This is a genomic window from Flavobacterium sp. GW821-FHT11G01, from assembly GCF_058808175.1.
Genome location: NZ_JBXARK010000002.1, coordinates 731,789 through 752,093 on the forward strand (window position 1 = coordinate 731,789; position 20,305 = coordinate 752,093).

Genomic DNA, 20,305 nt, shown 5'->3' on the forward strand with positions numbered 1-20,305 from the left:
TTTTATTCTATCGTCATTGAACGAAGTTTCATTCTATAAGCTTCAAGAGCTATAGATTTGGAAATGAAGCCATAATATTTGTCATTTCGTAAAACAGGAAGAAAAGCTGATTTTGATTTTTCGAACTTGCTCATCACGATTTCCATGCTGTCAAAAGAGGAAATAGTGGCTGGTGGCGTTTTCATAACATCTTTAATCAAAGTATATTTTACACGATATGTATTAAAAATAATTTCACGGATATCATTAAAATGAACCACACCAACGAGTTCTTTTTCATGTGTCACAACCGCAAAAACAACCTGATTAGAATGCGAAATAAGATCAACTAATTTAGTAAGGTTTTCATCTGGATGGACTGTCAAATAATCGCATTGAATTATAGTATCAATATCTAAAGTTGATAAGATATTGGAATCTTTATTGCTTGTAAAAGCGTGACCTTTTTTGGCCAGGCCTTTTACATCTAGTGAATATTTTTCAAAACGTTTTGAAATCGCAAAACTTATGGAAGATACAATCATTAGCGGAATCATTAAACTGTAACCACCAGTTATTTCAGCAATTAAGAATATCGCGGTTAACGGTGCATGAAATAATCCGCTCAAAATACCTGCCATTCCAACCATAGTGAAATTAGTAATTGGTAATTTTGCTAAACCAATCATGCTTATAAATTTTGAAAAGAAAAAACCTAAATAAGATCCTAAAAATAGGGATGGAGCAAAGTTTCCTCCATTTCCTCCACTTCCGATAGTTAATCCGGAAGCGAAAACTTTTACCATCATGGTGCAACCAACAAAAAGAAGTAAAACCCATTGGTTATTTCTAAAATCTCCAAATAAGGTATTATCTAAAATTTTCCCCGGATCAGATTCAGATAGTGTCTTGATGCTTTCGTAACCCTCACCAAAAAGCGTAGGAAAAACAAAAATAAGTAAAGCTAATAACGAAGAACCAATTAATGCTTTTTTGTAAGCACCCATTTTCAATTTCGCAAAATAATGCTCTACTCTTTGAAAATTTCTGGCGTAATACACAGCAATAAAACCAGTTAATATTCCGAGAATTACATAAAAAGGAATGTTGTGATAATTGAAAGCTTCCTGTTTCTTAAAAGACAACAGAATAGTTTCATCTAAAACAATAGCAGAAACCAAAGCTCCGGTCGCTGCCGAAATCATAATAGGAGTAAAAGCTGAAATACTCACATCGACCAATAAAACTTCAATAGCAAATAAAACTCCGGCAATGGGCGCATTAAAAGCTGCAGCGATTCCTGCCGCCACACCACAGCCAATGAGTAAAGTTCTGTCTTTATATTGTAATTTATAATTTTGGGCAAAGTTAGAACCAAAAGCAGCTCCAGTAACTACGATTGGACTTTCAAGTCCGGCAGAACCTCCTAAACCAACCGTTAACGAACTGGTTACAATTTGAGCATACATTTGTTTCTTCGGAATAATACTTGCTTTTTTTGCAACAGCATATAAGATTTGAGAAGTTCCTTTTTCGATTGTTCCATTCAATATTCTTTTTACAACAAAAACCGTAAGTACAATACCAATAATAGGCAAAATACTGTTGATGAAACTTAATTTTAAAATAGCATTAATATAAGTTGCAAACGAAAAAACGCTATGCGCAAAAGTTTTTAAAACGATAACGGCGAAGGCGCATGAAATACCAATTAAAACACTTGATAAAAAAATAAACTGCTTTGGTGTCATTAAGGATTGCGCCAAAGCAATAATGCTTTCTAGTTTTCTAAAATATTTTTTTAGCATTCTGTTTGTAAAAAGTTAGGGATATTGCAAATTTAGCTCTTAACATTCGAATTTGTATAAATTTAAGTACAAATCTTTATAAAATTTAAAAACCAACTGCTTTGTCATCGCCTCGAAAATCGGCACCAGCTTCAAGGGTTTTGTTTGGAAGTACCAAAATTGCATCAACTTTACCGATTATAGGAGTTGGATTTTCGTTAATTAAATATCCTTTTGCTTTAAGTTTATTGATAGTGTTATTATCAAAAGTACTGGGCTCAAAAGTAATAAGATCCGGAAGCCATTGATGGTGAAATCTTGGTGCGTTTACAGCTTCCTGCATACTCAATTTATATTCGTAAACATTTAATATAGTTTGCAAAACAGAGGTAATAATCGTTGAGCCTCCGGGAGTTCCCACAACCATAAAAAGTTTTCCGTCTTTCTCAACAATTGTTGGTGTCATTGAACTTAACATACGTTTTTGCGGTGCAATACTATTCGCCTCGTTTCCTACTAATCCAAACATATTTGGAGATCCTGGTTTAGCGCTAAAATCATCCATTTCGTTGTTTAAAAAGAAACCTAATTCGTCACAATAATATTTGGATCCGTAGCCATCATTTAAAGTTGTTGTCGCTGCAATCGCATTTCCAAATTTATCGACAATAGAGTAGTGGGTAGTTTCAGTACTTTCATTATAAGTTACGTTTCCTTCTTTTATTTCTGAGGATAAACTGGCTTTATCAACATTAAAAGTAGACATTCTATCTTTTAAATAATCTTCAGAAAGTAGTGCGTTTACTGGAATTTTTACAAAATCTGGATCGCCAAGAAATTGACTTCTGTCCGCATAAGCCCTTCTTTCTGCTTCAACAATTATCTGAATGGCTTCGGCTGAATTATGTCCCATTTTTGCTAAATCATAAGGCGCAACCATCTTTAGAATTTGAGCCAGACAGATTCCGCCGCTGCTTGGTGGAGACATTGAAGTAATCTTTAAATCTTTATAGGTAAACTGAAGTGGTTTTCTCCACTTTGCGTCATATTTGGCTAAATCCTCTAAAGTAATAATGCCGCCTTTTTTCTGAAGATAATCGACTAAAATTTTGGCAGTTTCACCTTTGTAAAATTCATTTCTTCCGTTCTTCGAAATTCGTTTTAAAGTGTTGGCAAGAGCAGGATATTTAATAGTATCATTTTCTTTAAAATTAGTAGCTAATAAAGTTGTTGATCCATTAACTTTTACAATAGCATTACGATAATCATTCAAACTTTTTTCCTGTTTTTTGGTTACAATAACTCCTCTTTCAGCCAGAGCAATAACAGGTTTTAAAATTTCGTACATTGGCATAGAGCCAAATTTTTTATGAACAGCAAAAACGCCTGCAACAGTTCCGGGAACGCCAATTGCTAAAGCTGTTTCAGTACTTTTTCCTTTGATTACATTTCCATCCTGATCTAAAAACATATCTTTTGATGCGGCTAAAGGTGCTTTTTCACGATAATCTAAAGAACCTACTTCCCCATTTGCTTTTCGATACACCATAAATCCGCCTCCGCCAATATTTCCTGCAAACGGAAAAGCAACAGCCAGAGCTAATTCGGTGCCAACCATCGCATCAAAAGCATTTCCTCCTTTTTTCATAATATCTGCACCTATTTTAGAAGCTTCTTCTCTTGCCGAAACAACCATGGCTTTTGAAGTAACCAATCCGGTTGGATTTTGTTGTGCAAAACTAAATGCAGAAATGAAACAGCATAAAAATGTGATTTTTTTCATAACGAGAAAATATTGGTTTTTATAGAATCAATTTGATTTTATAGAGAAAGTAATTTTTGTTTGGCCTGATCTTGTATTTCCTGGAAGAAATCGGTGAATTCCTGCTCAAATTCGGCATAAAATTCTTTTAGTTCTTCACTGGCAAATTGCATTTTGGATACGTTTTTCGACCTTCGGTCCATTTGAGTTAAAATTTGATGTATGCCTTCAACTGTCCTGTAGCTTAAAAGCCAGTTTCTTTCAATCATATAAGGCATTAAACCTTGAGTTTTTTCGGTTAAAACATCATAATTTAAATGAAGTGAATTATAGAACCGATTGATGAAATCTTCTAATTTTTCATCAGAATATTTTGTCCAGTTTTTTGCTAAAAAGTGATCGTAAATAATGTCTACAATCACGCCGGCATAATGATGGTATTTTTCATGTAATCGCTTGGTACTTTGCCTGAAAATATCATGCGAATCGGTATAAGTGTCTATAAAACGATGAAGAATAATTCCCTTTTGTACATCTTCAGGAAAATGTTCAAACTGTTTCCCACGAATGCCATCCGCCATAAAATTGCCGATTTTGATCAAATCATTATCACCAGAAAGATATATGTGGGCTAGGAAGTTCATTTTTTTTAAGTTGCTAAAGTTCTGAGATGCTAAGTTGCTAAGGTTTTTTACAGCTGGTATCTCGAAGTTTCGAGACTGAGTCCTTAAGAAACTAGGTTCTCTCTTGTAAATGTATAAAAACTTTTTCAAATCGTTTTTGTAATAAATCTTAGAAACTTACAACCTTAGCCCGTTAGCAACTTTTTTTTGGAAATCTTAGTATCTTAGTACCTCAGAACCTTAGTAACTTTTCTATATTTGTAAATAAAATAACCATAACTCACAAAGATGACTTTAATAAAATCAATATCCGGAATTCGCGGAACTATAGGAGGAAAAGTTGGTGATAACCTGACTCCTGTTGACGCTGTGAAATTTGCATCGGCTTACGGAACCTTTTTAAAAAATAATACTTCAAAAGAAAAATTAACGGTTGTTATTGGTCGTGATGCCAGAATTTCCGGACCAATGATTCATAATCTGGTTGTAAATACGTTGATAGGTTTAGGAATTAATGTAATTGATCTTGGACTTTCGACTACACCAACTGTCGAAGTTGCAGTTCCTTTGGAAAAAGCAGACGGTGGAATTATTTTAACGGCTTCTCATAATCCAAAGCAATGGAATGCTCTTAAATTATTGAATGAAAAAGGAGAATTTTTAAGTGGAGCTGAAGGTGCAAAAATTCTTGAAATTGCAGAGGCGGAAGCTTTCGATTTTTCTGATGTAGATAATTTAGGAGAAATCACAGTAAATGATGCTTATATGGATATTCACATCGACGAGGTTTTAAACTTGCCTTTGGTTGATGTTGAAGCTGTAAAAGCAGCTAAATTTAAAGTTGTTGTTGACGGAGTGAATTCTTCTGGGGGAATCATTATTCCGAAATTATTAGAATTAATGGGCGTTGAAGTTGTAAAATTATATTGCGAACCAAACGGACATTTTCCTCATAATCCAGAACCTTTAAAAGAACATTTGACTGATATTTCAGAATTGGTAGTTAAAGAAAAAGCACATTTAGGAGTTGTAGTAGATCCGGATGTTGATCGCTTGGCTTTTATCAGTGAAGACGGAGAAATGTTTGGAGAAGAATATACATTAGTGGCTTGCGCCGATTATGTTTTAAGTAAAACTCCGGGAAATACAGTTTCAAACATGTCATCATCACGTGCATTGCGCGATGTTACTAAAGCACATAACGGCAACTATGAAGCCAGTGCTGTAGGTGAGGTGAATGTGGTTGAATTGATGAAAAAAAATAATGCTATTATTGGTGGTGAAGGTAACGGTGGAATTATTTATCCGGAATCTCACTACGGACGTGATAGTTTGGTTGGAGTTGCTTTGTTCTTAACGCATTTGGCAAACAAAAAAATGTCAGTTTCTGCATTACGTGCTTCTTATCCGGAATATTATATGAGTAAAAATAAAATTGAATTAACGCCACAAATTGATGTTGATGCGATTTTGGTTGCCATGACAGAAAAATACAAAAACGAAGATATTACTACAATTGATGGTGTAAAAATTGATTTCGCTACAGAATGGGTTCATTTAAGAAAATCAAATACAGAGCCAATTATTCGTATTTATACTGAAGCTCCTTCACAGGAAAAAGCAGATGTTCTTGCACTTCGAATTATAGATGAAATAAAAGCAATTGCCGGAATTTAGTTAGAAAAAATTCTAAGATTCTAAGTTGCTAAGATTTTTAAATCAGTTTCCAAAAAAAAACTCTTTCATTAATTTGAAAGAGTTTTTTTTATTTAGGTGAGTTGGTTATTAGTTTTTGATGATTTTTATTGATTTTTTTACTGCTCCATAACTAGCATTAACAATGTAAACGCCTGTCGAAAGCTTATCTCCAATTTTAATATCTTCATTTGTAAAATGATTATTTGAAGAGTGGCACACAATTCCTTTCATATCAATAATTTTCAAACTTAAAGGTTCAGTCACATCCGATTTAATATGGAGCGTTGATTGTGTTTTAACTGGATTTGGATAAACGGTAAAGAAATCTTTTTCAAGAATTGGATCATTTACGCCTAAGTTTGCAACAGTAACATCGATAAAGTTAAAATTCATATCATTCGATTTGAATTTAACTTTAAGATAAACTTCTCCTTTTGGTAATGCAACTCCGCTTACAAGTTTGTCTACATAGGTTTGGTAGCCACCTGTAATTGGAAAAGTTTCATCTGTTTTTACTACAACGTCATTAACTAAAACATCAAATTTCCCAGGAATTGTTGGGGATGCCACTCTAAAGTTTAAATTATAAGTTCCGGCATTAGTAACATTTAGCATAAATTCATTCCAGTCTCCGGCTTCAATAAAACATACATTTTGACCAGTTCCGGAATCTGTTGTGTTTTGTAGACCTGTACCTTTTCTTCTGTAATGTTTGTTGGCTGTAATTCGACCAGGAACATTCATTTTTTTAGTTGTATAGGTTGTATTAACATATTCTATTCCTATTGGCTTTAAGACTCCGCTTTCTGGGGCAAATAATTGTCCTTCAAGCATGTCTGTCCAGGTTGGATCAACTCTTCCACTAAACCACGAATACCTGTAAATGTCAGGATCATTTTCAAAACTGGTTATAATTTCTTTCATGAAAGCCGTTTTTTCAGCAGCAGTTTGAATTACCCTGTTAGCAAATTCAGTAACCCAAACAGGGCGATTGTATTTTTTGAGAAGTCCTGTAACGCCAATCACTGCACCGGAAGAGCTGTCATAAGTATGAAAAGCAATATAATCAACTTTACAATTGGGACATAAAAGAAAAAATTGATCATGCCACGCCACAGGGCTGGTATAACCACCATAATTGACAGGGCCATTATAGGCGGGTGCTGCACTTACGATTTCCAGATTTTTTGCAGCTGCTATTTTTTCGATATTAGCCCACGCATTTACTGCTTCCTGGGGTGTTAATCGGGCACCATCATTGAAATTAGGTTCGTTAAAAGCTAATAAATATTTTGCACCGGGTTTTATTTTATTGATGAAGTTTTGTACATCATCAACTGAAGCTTTTCCCCAGGCCATTGGTACAAATTCAACACCAATTGACTCGTAAGTCGGATTAATAGCAGGTTCTGGAGATGGACTCCAATTATACCACCAGGATACACCAGGTTTAAGCGCGGTTAAATCCTCTATTGAATGATATCCGTAAGCGATGCCACGTTTTGGGCTTTGAGCGAAAGTAGCTATTGAAAAAAATAGCACTAAAAATGTAAGAAATAGGTTTTTTGTCATAAATAGATAAATTAGATTGGGGTAAATTTTATCGATTTCAAATGTATGGTTGTTTTTGTAACCAATTGTGTATTTCTTATCAAAAAAAATATTACAAAAACTCATCAGAATTATTTTGACATTTTAATTATTGATTTGAACAAAAAAGTCCAAAAAGCAATACTTGCTTTTTGGACTTTTAAATATTTTAATAAAAGAAATTATTCAACGCGATGTTTCCATCTTTTGTGCGTCCATAAATAATATTCAGGAGCTTCATAGATTTGTTTTTCAACTTCTCTTAAGTATTTTTCTGTGATTTCGAAATTCTCGAATTCTTTAGGATTGTCAGCAATTGGTACAATTGTCGCTTCATAATATCCTCTTCCTATTTTTTTTACTTTAATAAAAATAACACTCAAGTCATATTTTTTGGCCAACATTTCAGCTCCTGTATGAACCGGAACTTCTATTCCCATAAATTTCATCGAATGAAAAATTCTATCTAATTTCGGTGACTGATCACTTGCTAAACCATAAAGACTTAAAATTCCGTCACGTTGGTTTTGTGCCATTAACGGAATTGCTTTCTTGGTTTCAACCAACTCGGCATCGTATTTTCCTCTTATTTTTCGAACCAGTTTATCAAAATAAGGATTGGCAATTTTTTTATAAACACCAACTCCGTTAAAAATCATTCTTTTATTAAGTGTCAAAAGCCATTCCCAACTAGCATAGTGAGAAGCTACTAAAACAACGCTTTTTCCTTTTTTTTCATACTCATGAAAAAGATCCATATTAGTAATGGTAAATCTTTTTTCCATTTCCTCAGGTGTAATGCTCATCGTTTTGACCATCTCCAAAAACATATCACACATGTGCTGATAAAATTTCTTTTCGATTTCTTTTCGCTCTTTATCACTCAGGTGTGGCAACGTTAATGCGAGGTTTTCGCGAACAACTTTTCTACGGTAACCAATAACATGATATACCAGAAAATAAATGAAATCTGATAGCCAGTAAAATATTCGGAAAGGAAGTATAGAAATAAGCCAAAGAAAAGGATAGGCTAAAATATAAACAAGAAATTGCATCTAACTTTTTTTTTACAAAGATAAAGTAAAAATGAATAACGTTGGATGTTTTGGTTTGTACTCAAGTTGTATTTGAGAATGATTATATTTACCACTCATTTTAAACATTTTTTATGAACACCGTTAATACCGTTTTGGTTGGAATTATAGTTGCCAATGCATTGATTAGTTACAAAGGTTTTAATGATCTTGCTTTTTTTAGAAAATATGAATTTCATGTTGGAAGTATTCGTTCTGGTGAACAAATCAGAATGCTGTCTTCTGGATTTTTGCATGTTGATATGATGCATTTAATATTCAATATGTTGACACTTTGGTTCTTCGCGCCAGTTGTGATAGAGTGGCTTGGAACAATTTCTTTCGTTTTAATTTATTTTGGAAGTTTAATTTTTGGAAGCTTGCTAACAATGTTGTTTCATAAAAATGATTATAGTTATCGTGCCGTTGGAGCTTCGGGTGCTGTGACAGGAATTTTGTATTCTGCCATTTTATTACAGCCGGATATGATGCTGGGAATCTTTTTTGTCATTCCGATGCCAGCTTATCTTTTCGGAATTTTATATTTATTATATTCAATTTACGGAATGAAAGCCAAAAATGACAATATTGGTCACACAGCGCATTTTGGAGGTGCTATAGGAGGTTATTTGATTACTTTGCTAAAAGAACCTTCGTTAATTGTAGATCATAGTTTGATGGTTATATTATTGGCAATTCCGATTTTAATACTTTTTGTTATGGCCAAATTAGGAAAGTTGTAATGCTGGCATAACTTTTGAAATGCCCTAATCAATAATTTTAAAATATAACAAAAATGAAAAAAGTAGTATTATTCTTAACAATCATGTTTATGACTATGTCTTACGGCCAAGAAATCAAACAAATCCCTCAGATCAATGTAAATGGAGAAGGAAAAGTAAAAATAGCTCCTGATCAGGTTTCTATTTCAGCTACAGTTGAAACAAAAGGAAATAATGCTAAAGACGTCAAAAAGCAAAATGACGAAAAAATGGATGCTGTTTTAAAATTCATCAAAAAAATGAATATCCCAACAGCAGATTTCAGAACAAAACAAGTAGCGCTTAATCCGCAATATGACTACGAAAAAAAGAAAACAAGTTATAATGCAACACAAACAGTTGAGATTTTAGTGAAAGATTTGTCTAAATATGATGAATTGATGGAAGGTTTAGTTCAACAAGGAATTAACCGTTTAGATAACGTTTCTTTTGAATCATCTAAATTAGCACAATATCAGTCAGAAGCTAGAAAATTAGCAATTAAGGATGCAAAAGCTAAAGCAGAAGATTATGTTTCTGTTTTAGGTCAAAAAGTAGGTAAGGCGTATACTATTTCAGATAATTCACAAATTTATCATCCACAACCAATGTATGCTGCAATGCGAATGAAAGAATCTGCAGATGCCGGAGCTTCAAACGAAACTTTAGCAATTGGAGAAATCGAAATTACAGCCAATGTAAGCGTTAGTTTTATTTTAGATTAAGGATAAAATAAATTTCAATATTTAAAATCCCAAATTCCAATTGTTTAATTGAAATTTGGGATTTTTCTTTAAAGCTATTTGAATAGTAAATAAACAGGATGGCTTATTTAAAATAGTAATTATTTTTAAGATTTTGTAAGCAAGAGATTGAAATTCACCTTAATGTCATCGGCCACTTTTTTACTTACCAGTTTCGGAATTTCAATATCAAAATCTTCAGGCTTTACTACAAAATTCCCTGTTACAGTAATTTTATCACCAGATTTTAAAATTTTGGCATTTGTAGTTATTTTTTTTGTTTTTCCGTGTAAGGTCATGTCTCCCGAAATCTTAAATATTTTAGCTGTTGATGAAAGTTTTGAGACATCAAAATCTTCAACCGCACCTTTAAATGTTGCTTTAGGAAATTTATCTGATTCTACATAGTTTTCATTAAAATGTTCTTCCATTAATGCAATCTTAAATCGAAAGCCTTTCATAAGAGTTAAAACGGCAATTTCTCCAGTTGAAGATTCTAAAATGGCAGACGTATTTTTGTTTTCTGCTGCAACTTCTTCAAAAGATTCAACAGAAGCTTCAAATTTTAAGTTTCCGGTTTTTGTTATATATTTCTGAGCCGAAATAGGGAGTATTCCAACAAACAAAAAGAGAAGTACAATTATTTTTTTCATTTTTACTGTTGATTTAATTTTCCAATAATCCATCTGTATTCCATTGCAGAATGATATTTATTTTATCCTGTGGCATTCTTCCTGATTGTGGCATTTGCCCGGGCGTTCCGTTTTGCTTCTGAATTCTGTCTAATAAATCAGTATTTAATGTTGCGTCTTTAACCTGAGTATAAGTTTCTAAAGGCCTCAGCCCTGAGCCAGAAGCATGACAGGCAATGCAATTTGCATCAATAATAGACTTGACATTTGCTGTATAAGTAACTTCATCAACTATAACAGTTGGTTCTTGTAAATCTTCATAAGTTCTAGATTCACAACTGTATAAGGATAGTATAATACCAGATAAGTAAATATATTTTTTCATATTTTATACTTTTAAAAAACTCTATATAAATTAAATCCAAAGAAAAAATCGCCTTTGCCCCAATCGCCAGAAGCACTTGTGAGGTAACCACTTTCGGTCATTGATTGAGAATTGGTAAAAAGCAATTGAAAAACGTGACCTCCGGTTTCTATGTCTAATCCAACGGATAGTGGATTATTATAAAAGTCTGGTTTATTAAAATTCTGACCATATTCTAAATTAAGAGAAAGTCTTTTCGTTAATTTTAATCTTCCACCGGCTCCCAGAGTAAATTGGTTATCGTTTTCTATCTCGGGATTATACAGGTTTTTATGGATAAATGAAGGAGCTAATTCTAAAGATAGTTTATTAGAGAATTTTCTTGAAATCAGAATTTGATTTATATAAGTTAATCGATCTGAAAATTCAATTTTAGGATAATCGTCCTTCTTTAATCCACTATTAAAATCTATCGTACTGTAACCAACAATATCAACAGGAAACGTTTCACTTTGTCTTATAAGCTTAAATTTTGCCGATGCTTCATTTATTTTTAACAAAGTATGATGAGATGCACTTACAGAAAGCCAATCGGTTACGCCATAAATTCCTCCAATTTTTGTAGTTGCATCATCAAAACCGAAAAATTCTGAGATTCCACCTTTTACAGAACCAAATCGATGAGAAATAACAAGATAAAATTCTTTTTTGGCAGCTAGTTTGGTAGATTGAAGGGTTATAATTTGCAAAGCTTTAAATGTGGCTGTCACGCTTTTATCGACTACTTGGGTTGAATCCAGTGTAGAGAGCAAATCGTCTTGAGCATTGCTATAAAGACAGATTAAAAAACTGGCTATTATGAATATTTTTTTTTTCATATTTTAATTTTGTTGAATACTGCATTGATCAAATTTTACTATTTCGAATAAATCATCAAAACCAATACATCTCCCTTTTATATTGATTTGTTTATTTATCAAAGCCTTTTTTACTTTTCCGTTCATTTTGCAAAACACTTTTTTGTCTATGACCATGGTAGAATCGGTAACTTCTGAAACTATTCCTTCAATTTCAATTGTTTTATTTAAGTATTTAGAATCAGCTTGTGACGGATCTACAGCATATTCTTTTTCTAAATTTTCAGCTGTAATTGTAAGTATTGATTTTTCATTATTGATGTCTCTGGCATCTTTGTATAAAATATTTTGGTAGATATAATAAGGGCCAAAACTTATCACTAATAAAAATATCAGAATCTTGATTCTTGTTTTATTCATGTTGATTTTGTGATTTTAAATTTTGCAGTAGTATGCAGAGATTTTCGGTTTTTATTATTTCAAATTAGCCCAATTTCTATTGGACTAATTTGAAATGCTATTTACTGTTTTATATAGCAAGAGGTATGTCTTTTACGGGTACTGGCCAAATTCCCGGACTAGGAAAACTAATTCCTTTATTTGCACCTCTAACGTTCGCATCTTGTCCAAAATAATACAAAGGCCAGCCATTGTAAACCAATTGAGACTTACCAAATACTGTTATAACACTAAATTTAGATTTGTCAAGAATAGATGGAACAACAATTTTGTCTGTTTCATATATTGGCCAAACAGCATTGTTTGAAAAATCTGCTTTTGTGAAATTGTTCTTCTTGAAATTATCACTTTTAAAAGTATAAAGTGTAAGCCCTTTAGCATCTGTAAAGTAGGTGGTTAAACCATCTCCAACGGTATAATCTGATTTATAGTTTTTACCATCGTGACCTATAAGTTGACTTCTTACTATCATAATAGAATAGTCTGGTTTTGCGATAAACCAGGTGCCATCAATTCCATCGCCTGTTGTTTTGCCAGCAGCTTCTGGAGTATTGACTCCACCGCCTCCGTATCCATCGCCTGCAGAAACAGGTGCGTAGTAGTACAATGGCCAGCCCATATAGGTTAATTGTTTTTTACCCGATGTAGTGGTTATAGTTGCAAAATCTGACAATGTTAATCCTGCACCTAATTTATCTGCAGTTAAATTATCTACAAAAAAAGCAGGCCATAGGGCTTCACATCCTCCGGTACATGATGTTTGACCGTTCGCATCTGTTGCGAAAAAATATAAAGATCTTCCGTTTTTATCTGAAAGATAAGATCCTAATGTCACACTTGTAGAAAGCTTAACCCCATCATTTTTTACTTCTGGAGGGGGAGTTGTAGTATTGTCATTACCGTTATCACTACTACAGCTTAGAAAAAATGTTGCTGCTACAAGGGCAACTAAAGCGAATTTAAGTTGTTTTAATTTCATTGTTTTTTTGATTAGATTAATTATAGAAAAGGGAAAAATATACTTTACAGAAAGAGTAAAGTGTTTTGTTGTTTGATTATATATCAAGGATCACATAAGTATTCGTTCAATAATTTTTACGTTACGAACTGTCATAAAAAAAATAGCTGCGCTGGTTTAATACTAAGTTTTCTAAAAAAGTCATGTTTTATTCTTTTGATAGGTTCAATAGTAAAACAGCCTTGATGTAGATTACCCTACCAAAGAAGTGATGTTTTTATAAAAAAAAATAAAAAGAGGACAAAAATCTCTTACAAACTTTGTAGAAACTGGATTAGAGAGAAATTCTAAAGCTCAGATTAGGAGTTCTTTGCAGTGCGAATGTTTCAACTTCTTCTATAGAATTTGTTAGAGAACTTATTCTATAATATTCGCTGATTTCATTTTTCCTGTTTAAGATATTTAAGATGGATATTCCTAATTTGTATTGAATTCCATTTGCGGTTTCCCATTTATAAGTAGAGGAAATATTAACCTGCGAAAAAATATGCAGATTGGTATTGTTTGGTTTATTGTAAACCAATATTGGATCTGACGGATCAATTTGAGAGAGGTTAGGAGAAGTTTTTGGCCTTCCGGATGACCATTTTGTTCCCAAAGCAATTTTGAAATTATTTTTCTCGTAGATTCCCGCCCACGATACAGTGTGCATTACTTCAAAATTGTTAGGGAAACTTGGATATTCATAATTAGAAAAATGATAATTATTATGGTTATAAGTATAACTTAGCCAAGTCAGAAAGTGATTCATTTTTTTCTGAATCAGCATCTCTGTTCCCCAAACTTCATAATCGCCTGTCATTCTAACAAACTCTAACTGGTTCTGAAAACCCTGGCTGGAAGTTGTAATACCATTTACTTTTTTATAGAAATTTTCTATATCCAGAAGCCAGTCATTCTTTTTGTAGAATAAGTTTAAAGATAGTTGTTTACTTTTTTGAATAGGAATTGTGGTGTTATTAGAGATGATCCACCGCCTTTTTTCAATGCCAAAATAATCTTTTTGTAAATCAATAATTTGTTGTGAATTTTGACTTTTTAGCTCACCCAATAATTCTAAATTCAGGCTTTTATTAATGCCGTAGCTAAACTGTATTCGGGGTTCTACAATATATTTTTTAAATTTTTCAATATAATTCAATCGGGCTCCTGCCTTAAAATATATTCGGGAAAGCGTATCGTTGTATTTTCCTTCTACAATTAAAGCGTGGGTTCTCAGAACGTCTTTAACTTTACGATAGAAATCCGGATTGGTTACCTGTTCTAAATTAGTAACGCCTATTTCGTTGAATTGATACCCATCATTAAAACTAAATTTAGAGGTAATCGTATGGTTGTTTTCTAAATTAATTCCATTATTATTAACTGTATTCTCCTGAATAACGATTTGATCTCCAATGGTGGTTTTTTGGTTGGCCAAAAGTTCATACGAAGAGTTATAGACATTAATCTTAGTTGTATTGAAATTGTTCCAGTTTCTTTTCCATAATAAATTCCCGCCATAATTTTGTTGGCGTAAAACATTGTTTTCTGATCTGTTTATGTCATATACAGTTGCACTTTGAAAAACCTCCAGATTATCTTTAATAGTAATTAAATCGAGTATTATTTGGTCTTTACTTCCAATTTTTTGAGCATATTTAAGGGTAGCATCGTAGAAACCAAATTTTTTGTCACTATGATAATTGACATTTTGTTTTTCTGAAAAATCAGTTATTGTAGTGTTTTGAAATACTTTATTAAAGTACTCTTTATATGTAGGCGTTTCTACAAAATCGGTAATAGATTTACGTGCGGAAATTTCGACATAACTTTTTTTCGAAACATTGTACTTAGCATAAATATCAGCATTAATCATATTTATTCCTGCACTAAAAGTATTTTTCTCTGCTGTTTCGGGAGTAGAAGAAATAGCTACGACACTGGATACACTTTCTCCGAAAAAGGCAGAACTCCCATTTTTATAAATAGAAATGGTATGTGCCAAATTTGGATTGAATACCGAGATTAAACCAAAAAAATGCCCCGTTTGAAACATTCGTATTCCGTTCCATAAAAATAAATTCTGATCGTGTGTACCACCACGGACATTGATGCTCGATACACTTTCGTCAATACTGTTTACACCAGGTATTTGCTGCATTGTTTGTAAAGCATCAGGTTCAATAAGCCCTGGAAGGATACCAAATTTCTTAGGTTTAATTTCAAATGAGCCGTCTTTGTTTTTTGAAATTCCTGAAGCCAAAATCGCATTGGTTTTAATTTCTGCAAGTTCTGTAATTTCAGGTTCTAATAGTATTTGAAGGCAATTTTTAGAATCCGTATTATTAACTACAATTTTTTTGGTTGTAAATCCGATGTGACTAATCAAAAGTGTAGTTGCTTCTTCTTTTTTAAACTCAAAATAGCCATTTAAATCAGTTGTAACCTGAGTTTTGTTAGGTAAACTAATATTTGCTTTTTCAATAGGTTTTTTATCTGTATTAGAAAAAATATATCCACAAATTATCTGTAATTCATTATCTTTTTTATAAATATTAATGAATTTGTTTCCTATATTTTCAAATGATAAATTGGTGTTTTTTGCCAAATATTGCAATTTTTGATCTAAAGAAAGAGATCTTTTAGGAGGGATTAATTGCAGGCCGGCAATATTATCTTCAGTGTAATTAAAGCTAACCTGATGTTGTTGCTCAATATCAATTATGATTTTTTTAAAAAGCATAACTTTCCCTTTGTCCTGAGCAAAAAGATTCAGGACAAGGAAAAATGTAAAAAACAAAAAATGAAATTGTTTGGGGAGCAACATTTATTTTTCGTCAAAAATTATTTTATTTTCTGAGACTTTTTTCGCCTCTAAATGATACGTTGTACTAATAATTTGCAAGGCTATATCCAGGTTTTTAGCAGGTAACTTTCCTGTAAATAAGGAAATTGTATCTTTTGTGTTTAATTCGATTTTAATATTATATTGCCTTTCAACTTCGTCTAATAAGGTTCTGATATTTTCTTTATAAAAACATATTTGATTTTCTGTCCATTCTGGTTTTAAGGAATGTATACTCATTTTAGTTTGTTTACCATTTTCAAAACTAACGCCTTGTCCGTGAGTTAATAAAATTTGAGTATCGGCATAATTTACCTTAACACGCCCTTCATAACACACTACATCAAATCTGTTTTTTCGGGCTTTAACATTAAATTGAGTTCCTAAAACCGACACTTTTCCAAGATTGGTATGCACTTCAAATCGTCTGCCCTTGGCTACTCTGAAATAAGCTTCTCCTTTTAATTCGAGATTTCTATTATTGTTCCAGTTCCATTTTTTATAGTTTATTTCAGAACCGGAATTTAGTACCACCTCAGAATTGTCGGGTAATAAAAAAGTTGTTTTTTCGCCATAATTTGCTGTTTGTGTTTGAGGAATAAATAACTTCAACGCAAATGTAATTCCAAGAGCCAAAACCAATATTGCCGCAGCTCTAAATGCCCATTTTTTATATAAAGGAACTACTTTTGGAGTTACTTTTTTCTGACTCAGAATACTAGACAACATAACGCTTTCATCCAAATCACCTACTTCTAAATGATCCGTATAATTTTTTATTTTTTGATATTTTTCAAAATCGGGACTTGCTTCAAATTCAGCCAATTCATCTTTCGATAAATCATTGTTGAGCCATTTTGCTAATAAGCGATTTTTTTTCATTGTACTTGTATTATATATTAAAACAATTGGAACTAAATTTACCCTACTTTTATAAATCAATTTCTTTACGTAAGCTTAATAAAGCTAAATGAATTCGTTTTTCTACTGCTTTTACGCTAATATTTAAATCAAGAGCAATTTCGCTATATTTCTTTCCGTCAATACGATGCATTAAAAAAGCTGTACGTTGTTTTTCATTTAAGTTTTCAATAGCTTTTAAAAGTTTGGCTTGAAATTGTTTTTCCTCTAAAAGATATTCGGGATTTTCATTAGTTTTATCTAAACCGGTAAAGTTTTTTTCATATCTCAAAACGACTTTTTGATGAGCAATTTCGTTGAGACTGCTATTGTTTGCAATCGTATAAATATATGATTTTGCTTTTTCCAGTGGTACAGATGCACAGTTTTGCCAAAGTTTAACAAATGCTTCCTGTGCCACATCTTCTGCCTGATCGATATTTCCAAATTTGTAAAAAAGAAAATTTCGAAGCGCTTTTATGTGACTTTTGAAAAAAGACGAAAAAATTATTTCGTCACAAGTATTTGATTGGTTTTTATTTGGCATTTGGGTTTTTCAATTTACAATGTAAAAGTATTTGTTTTTAGTTTAAGTAGGGTAAAAGCAAAGTGGATTGTTTTATAGAAATACAAGATGTTATTTTCTTTTGATAATCAGAGAATTTTCAAAAAAATGAACTCGAAACTCCTGATGTCGAATTTATTAAAAACAGTTTCTTAAATTTATTACCTTTGTAAAAATATAAATATGTTCCCTTTAAAAAAATATTTAGCAGTAGTAGCTTTTTTGTTCTTATGGTCTTGTCAAACTGAGATGGATGAGCAAAATAACAATGCACAGGGAACAATTACAAGTGTTTCTCCTCTTACTTCTTATCTTCAAAGAGTTGCAATGGTTAAAACTGTACAGGATAATATAATAGACAGATCGACTTATTGTACCATAAAATTACCTTATACCGTTACTGTTAACAATGTTCAGATTGCAATTAATGCTACTGGTGATTATCAAAAAGTATTAGATAATATCAACGCAAGTACTACAGATGATGATATCGTAAAAATAAATTTTCCAGTAATGATGGTTTACTATAATTACATCGAAAAAAATATTCCAAATGAAGCTGATTTTAATTCCTTAATTGATTATTGGAATCTTTACCCAGATCTTTTATCTAAAATCAACGGACTAAATATCAATTATCCTATAACGATTAACATTTATAACAGTGCAAATCAAATAGCGAGTTCTGTATCGATTATAAGTGATCAGGCCTTTTTCAACTTTATAAAAAATTTGAACAGTAGTCAGTATATTTCATTACAATATCCAATTTCAGTAGTAGATTACAACAATCAAACAAAATCAATTACAAACAATTCAGATTTCGAAAATGCTATAAAATATGCTATTGATTATTGTCCTGAAAATAACATTGTTTCACTTGATTTTGTAAACACTATAACAAATGGTTCCTGGTCAATACCTTATTTTTTTAATGATTCAGAAAAAACATCATCTTATAGTGGATATTCATTTGTCTTTAAAAGTGACAAATCCGTAGTGGCTACCAAAGGATCGATATCGGAAACGGGTACTTGGGAAAGTACATTGCAAAACAACATTAGAGAATTTAAAATAACTTTCAACACAGAACTACTTGGTAAACTTAATAATAATTGGAAATTGTTCGAGTTTAATAATTCGCAAGTAAGATTACGTGAGATAGGTAATACTACTAATTATCTTTATTTTGAAAAAAAATAAGTTTTCGTATCTGAATTGATTTACGATTTATAAACTAAAATGTTTTTACAATTCTTTTAATTCCACATGTTTCCTAGTTGTCTATTGAATTATGTTTTGAATCTTTATATAGATCCATTTGTTACCAAATAAATCTATATACTATTAATTAAGATAGATCCCATCTTTATACTACTTTAATAAAGATAGCACGTTTATAATATTCAGACCTCGCTTTTTACTCTCTTTAAATAATCCGGATTTAATTTATTCTCTGCTGCAAGATATAAGAGAGTAGTTTGTATACTTGTTTGTGTTTTTTGCAAAGTGGCGGGATTAAGGGAAACAAAATATATTTAATAGACTATACATAAAATTGAATTAAATAGAAAAGTCATTCTTATTCGTACTTCTTAGCTACAAATTTGTTTCTAAATGATGAGGTGCTTTGTTTTTTATATCAGAATAAGGAAATTTTATTAGAAAAAGGAGAGTTCAATTTGTTGTTCTAAGGTTTAAAAGTGATTTGTAGAGGATATAGGCCATCCAAAACAATAGATTCGACTAAGGAATTCGAAAAAAAAAGTTTTTTAAAGAAATGATTTTTTTAAAAAATAAGATAAAATAAGAAAAATCCTTCGTAATTGTAAAAAAAAGATATAGCCTAAGTTTGCTGTTATCAGAAAGTTAAGAAAAAGTTTCAAAAAAGACTTGAAAAAACTTTGTAAAAAGACTTGTGCATGTAAATAAGTTTTCTACTTTTGCACCCGCTTTGAGAGACAAGCGAAACAAGAAGAAATACACGTTCGTAGACATATTGAATTGACAGCCGTTTTAACAGAGATGTTAAAACAAAAGAATAAGAGTAATGGAATCGAGAGATTTGAAAAGAACCGATAGAGATTCGTCGATAATAATTAGTCTTGAGTAATCAAGGCAAACAATATACGATGAAGAGTTTGATCCTGGCTCAGGATGAACGCTAGCGGCAGGCTTAACACATGCAAGTCGAGGGGTAGAAGTCTTCGGACTTTGAGACCGGCGCACGGGTGCGTAACGCGTATGCAATCTACCTTTTACAGAGGGATAGCCCAGAGAAATTTGGATTAATACCTCATAGCATTATGAAGTGGCATCACTTTATAATTAAAGTCACAACGGTAAAAGATGAGCATGCGTCCCATTAGCTAGTTGGTAAGGTAACGGCTTACCAAGGCTACGATGGGTAGGGGTCCTGAGAGGGAGATCCCCCACACTGGTACTGAGACACGGACCAGACTCCTACGGGAGGCAGCAGTGAGGAATATTGGACAATGGGCGCAAGCCTGATCCAGCCATGCCGCGTGCAGGATGACGGTCCTATGGATTGTAAACTGCTTTTATACGAGAAGAAACACTCCAACGTGTTGGAGCTTGACGGTATCGTAAGAATAAGGATCGGCTAACTCCGTGCCAGCAGCCGCGGTAATACGGAGGATCCAAGCG

Annotated in this window: 17 protein-coding genes and 1 rRNA gene; 5 read left to right on the forward strand and 13 right to left on the reverse strand. The window is 32.4% G+C overall.

The genetic code is table 11. The annotated features are described in order from the left end of the window. Positions 1-2 precede the first annotated feature (2 nt). The 3 genes from AC1RRN_RS06960 to AC1RRN_RS06970 all read right to left on the reverse strand — a co-directional run bounded on the left by AC1RRN_RS06960 (position 3) and on the right by AC1RRN_RS06970 (position 4,172). Complete coding sequence (locus AC1RRN_RS06960; protein ID WP_492966608.1) at positions 3-1,787, reverse strand: chloride channel protein; 1,785 nt, start codon at positions 1,785-1,787, stop codon at positions 3-5. An 85-nt stretch (positions 1,788-1,872) separates the two neighbouring features. Then, positions 1,873-3,549: a gamma-glutamyltransferase gene (gene ggt, locus AC1RRN_RS06965; protein WP_492966609.1), complete on the reverse strand. Its 1,677-nt coding sequence runs from the start codon at positions 3,547-3,549 to the stop codon at positions 1,873-1,875. 38 nt (positions 3,550-3,587) lie between these two features. Further along, positions 3,588-4,172, reverse strand: coding sequence for an acyl carrier protein phosphodiesterase (locus AC1RRN_RS06970; protein ID WP_492966610.1), 585 nt, complete (start codon positions 4,170-4,172; stop codon positions 3,588-3,590). 267 nt (positions 4,173-4,439) lie between these two features. Between AC1RRN_RS06970 and glmM the strand changes: the two genes are divergently transcribed. After that, complete coding sequence (gene glmM, locus AC1RRN_RS06975) at positions 4,440-5,828, forward strand: phosphoglucosamine mutase (protein WP_492966611.1); 1,389 nt, start codon at positions 4,440-4,442, stop codon at positions 5,826-5,828. Positions 5,829-5,936: 108 nt separating this feature from the next. Here the strand turns inward: glmM and AC1RRN_RS06980 are convergent, their stop codons facing one another. Together AC1RRN_RS06980 and AC1RRN_RS06985 are read right to left on the reverse strand one after the other, a co-directional pair. Further along, positions 5,937-7,421, reverse strand: coding sequence for a glycosyl hydrolase (locus AC1RRN_RS06980; RefSeq protein WP_492966612.1), 1,485 nt, complete (start codon positions 7,419-7,421; stop codon positions 5,937-5,939). Positions 7,422-7,621: 200 nt separating this feature from the next. Further along, the gene (locus tag AC1RRN_RS06985) at positions 7,622-8,494 is read right to left on the reverse strand and encodes a lysophospholipid acyltransferase family protein (RefSeq protein WP_492966613.1); all 873 of its coding nucleotides are present in this window, start codon (positions 8,492-8,494) and stop codon (positions 7,622-7,624) included. A gap of 113 nt (positions 8,495-8,607) precedes the next feature. On the opposite strand from AC1RRN_RS06985, the gene AC1RRN_RS06990 reads away from it, so the two are divergent. Together AC1RRN_RS06990 and AC1RRN_RS06995 are read left to right on the forward strand one after the other, a co-directional pair. Continuing rightward, a complete protein-coding gene (locus AC1RRN_RS06990; protein ID WP_492966614.1) occupies positions 8,608-9,255 on the forward strand; it encodes a rhomboid family intramembrane serine protease in 648 nt (215 codons plus the stop codon). 53 nt (positions 9,256-9,308) lie between these two features. Then, positions 9,309-9,998, forward strand: a complete 690-nt coding sequence (locus AC1RRN_RS06995; protein ID WP_492966615.1) for an SIMPL domain-containing protein — start codon at positions 9,309-9,311, stop codon at positions 9,996-9,998. A gap of 125 nt (positions 9,999-10,123) precedes the next feature. On the opposite strand, the gene AC1RRN_RS07000 is transcribed toward AC1RRN_RS06995, so the two are convergent. From AC1RRN_RS07000 to AC1RRN_RS07035, 8 genes are all read right to left on the reverse strand, one after another. Then, entirely contained in the window at positions 10,124-10,669 is a 546-nt protein-coding gene (locus AC1RRN_RS07000; protein ID WP_492966616.1) for a YceI family protein, read from the reverse strand. A gap of 13 nt (positions 10,670-10,682) precedes the next feature. Beyond that, positions 10,683-11,033 carry a cytochrome c gene (locus tag AC1RRN_RS07005; RefSeq protein ID WP_492966617.1) on the reverse strand — a complete coding sequence of 117 codons (351 nt, stop codon included), beginning with the start codon at positions 11,031-11,033 and terminating at the stop codon, positions 10,683-10,685. 11 nt (positions 11,034-11,044) lie between these two features. After that, on the reverse strand, positions 11,045-11,890 hold the full coding sequence (locus tag AC1RRN_RS07010; RefSeq protein WP_492966618.1) for a DUF5777 family beta-barrel protein: 846 nt from the start codon (positions 11,888-11,890) through the stop codon (positions 11,045-11,047). 3 nt (positions 11,891-11,893) lie between these two features. Further along, complete coding sequence (locus AC1RRN_RS07015) at positions 11,894-12,289, reverse strand: OB-fold protein (RefSeq protein WP_492966619.1); 396 nt, start codon at positions 12,287-12,289, stop codon at positions 11,894-11,896. A gap of 109 nt (positions 12,290-12,398) precedes the next feature. After that, a complete protein-coding gene (locus AC1RRN_RS07020; protein ID WP_492966620.1) occupies positions 12,399-13,307 on the reverse strand; it encodes a COG4315 family predicted lipoprotein in 909 nt (302 codons plus the stop codon). A gap of 313 nt (positions 13,308-13,620) precedes the next feature. After that, positions 13,621-16,128 (reverse strand): carboxypeptidase-like regulatory domain-containing protein, encoded by a 2,508-nt coding sequence (locus tag AC1RRN_RS07025; protein ID WP_492966621.1) that lies wholly within the window; start codon positions 16,126-16,128, stop codon positions 13,621-13,623. Positions 16,129-16,155: 27 nt separating this feature from the next. Further along, complete coding sequence (locus tag AC1RRN_RS07030; protein WP_492966622.1) at positions 16,156-17,055, reverse strand: FecR family protein; 900 nt, start codon at positions 17,053-17,055, stop codon at positions 16,156-16,158. A 49-nt stretch (positions 17,056-17,104) separates the two neighbouring features. Next, positions 17,105-17,620 (reverse strand): RNA polymerase sigma factor, encoded by a 516-nt coding sequence (locus AC1RRN_RS07035; protein ID WP_492966623.1) that lies wholly within the window; start codon positions 17,618-17,620, stop codon positions 17,105-17,107. A 201-nt stretch (positions 17,621-17,821) separates the two neighbouring features. Between AC1RRN_RS07035 and AC1RRN_RS07040 the strand changes: the two genes are divergently transcribed. Next, positions 17,822-18,841, forward strand: a complete 1,020-nt coding sequence (locus tag AC1RRN_RS07040) for a hypothetical protein (protein WP_492966624.1) — start codon at positions 17,822-17,824, stop codon at positions 18,839-18,841. Positions 18,842-19,767: 926 nt separating this feature from the next. After that, positions 19,768-20,305, forward strand: a 16S ribosomal RNA gene (locus tag AC1RRN_RS07045); the annotation flags it as partial.

Excerpts from the sequence above, each read along its gene's own strand:
- AC1RRN_RS06960 (WP_492966608.1), bottom strand. The coding sequence starts at position 1,787 with ATGCTAAAAAAATATTTTAGAAAACTAGAAAGCATTATTGCTTTGGCG.
- ggt (WP_492966609.1), bottom strand. The coding sequence starts at position 3,549 with ATGAAAAAAATCACATTTTTATGCTGTTTCATTTCTGCATTTAGTTTT.
- AC1RRN_RS06970 (WP_492966610.1), bottom strand. The coding sequence starts at position 4,172 with ATGAACTTCCTAGCCCACATATATCTTTCTGGTGATAATGATTTGATC.
- glmM (WP_492966611.1), top strand. The coding sequence starts at position 4,440 with ATGACTTTAATAAAATCAATATCCGGAATTCGCGGAACTATAGGAGGA.
- AC1RRN_RS06980 (WP_492966612.1), bottom strand. The coding sequence starts at position 7,421 with ATGACAAAAAACCTATTTCTTACATTTTTAGTGCTATTTTTTTCAATA.
- AC1RRN_RS06985 (WP_492966613.1), bottom strand. The coding sequence starts at position 8,494 with ATGCAATTTCTTGTTTATATTTTAGCCTATCCTTTTCTTTGGCTTATT.
- AC1RRN_RS06990 (WP_492966614.1), top strand. The coding sequence starts at position 8,608 with ATGAACACCGTTAATACCGTTTTGGTTGGAATTATAGTTGCCAATGCA.
- AC1RRN_RS06995 (WP_492966615.1), top strand. The coding sequence starts at position 9,309 with ATGAAAAAAGTAGTATTATTCTTAACAATCATGTTTATGACTATGTCT.
- AC1RRN_RS07000 (WP_492966616.1), bottom strand. The coding sequence starts at position 10,669 with ATGAAAAAAATAATTGTACTTCTCTTTTTGTTTGTTGGAATACTCCCT.
- AC1RRN_RS07005 (WP_492966617.1), bottom strand. The coding sequence starts at position 11,033 with ATGAAAAAATATATTTACTTATCTGGTATTATACTATCCTTATACAGT.
- AC1RRN_RS07010 (WP_492966618.1), bottom strand. The coding sequence starts at position 11,890 with ATGAAAAAAAAAATATTCATAATAGCCAGTTTTTTAATCTGTCTTTAT.
- AC1RRN_RS07015 (WP_492966619.1), bottom strand. The coding sequence starts at position 12,289 with ATGAATAAAACAAGAATCAAGATTCTGATATTTTTATTAGTGATAAGT.
- AC1RRN_RS07020 (WP_492966620.1), bottom strand. The coding sequence starts at position 13,307 with ATGAAATTAAAACAACTTAAATTCGCTTTAGTTGCCCTTGTAGCAGCA.
- AC1RRN_RS07030 (WP_492966622.1), bottom strand. The coding sequence starts at position 17,055 with ATGAAAAAAAATCGCTTATTAGCAAAATGGCTCAACAATGATTTATCG.
- AC1RRN_RS07035 (WP_492966623.1), bottom strand. The coding sequence starts at position 17,620 with ATGCCAAATAAAAACCAATCAAATACTTGTGACGAAATAATTTTTTCG.
- AC1RRN_RS07040 (WP_492966624.1), top strand. The coding sequence starts at position 17,822 with ATGTTCCCTTTAAAAAAATATTTAGCAGTAGTAGCTTTTTTGTTCTTA.